The organism is Amycolatopsis sp. lyj-346, from assembly GCF_046548975.1.
GTDB lineage: Bacteria > Actinomycetota > Actinomycetes > Mycobacteriales > Pseudonocardiaceae > Amycolatopsis.
The window spans coordinates 1-586 of the sequence record NZ_JAJPWT010000068.1; the positions used below are offsets into that span (position 1 = coordinate 1).

Consider the following 586-nt stretch of genomic DNA (forward strand, 5'->3'; position numbering starts at 1 on the left):
ACCCTCTCCCTGAAAGCGTGGCTGACCGCTACCGAGCGACGGCTGCCTCGGCCCGGTGGCCGCCGAAGACGGCGAACCGCCACGCCTTGAAGAAGCAGTCGACGTCGACGAAACCGGCCTCGGTCAGCCAGTCGCACTGGGCGTCGACCGGAGCCGGACGGTCGTAGGACATGCGTAACCGGGCGGCGTCGATCTCCTGCTGATCCGATCCGAGCGCGGTGATCTGACTGCGCCACACCTGGGCGTACCGCTGGTCGAGTGCGGGAGTCGGGCCGGCGACCTGCTCGGCGTTGACGAAGACCCCACCGGGGCCGAGGCTGCCGTGTATCCGCCGGTAGAGCGCGCGCTTGCCGGGATCGTCGAGGTGGTGGATGGCGAGGGCGGAGACCACCGCGTCGTACCGGCCGGTGGGTAGCGGCGCGGCCAGGTCGGCCACCTCGACCCGGTGCGGCACGCCCTGGGCGGTCAGGTGTTCGGCGGCGAGGGCGAGCATCGCGGGCGCGGCGTCGAGCAGGGTCACCCGGGCGCCGGGCACGGCAGCGCCGACCAGCGCGGAGAGCAACCCGGTGCCGGCACCGAGGTCGAG

At 72.9% G+C, this 586-nt stretch carries 1 protein-coding gene; it reads right to left on the reverse strand.

Annotated elements, in window-relative coordinates:
- Positions 1-28 precede the first annotated feature (28 nt).
- Positions 29-586: class I SAM-dependent methyltransferase (locus ACLJQE_RS44725; protein WP_410645931.1), on the reverse strand; the 558-nt coding region annotated here is incomplete at its 5' end.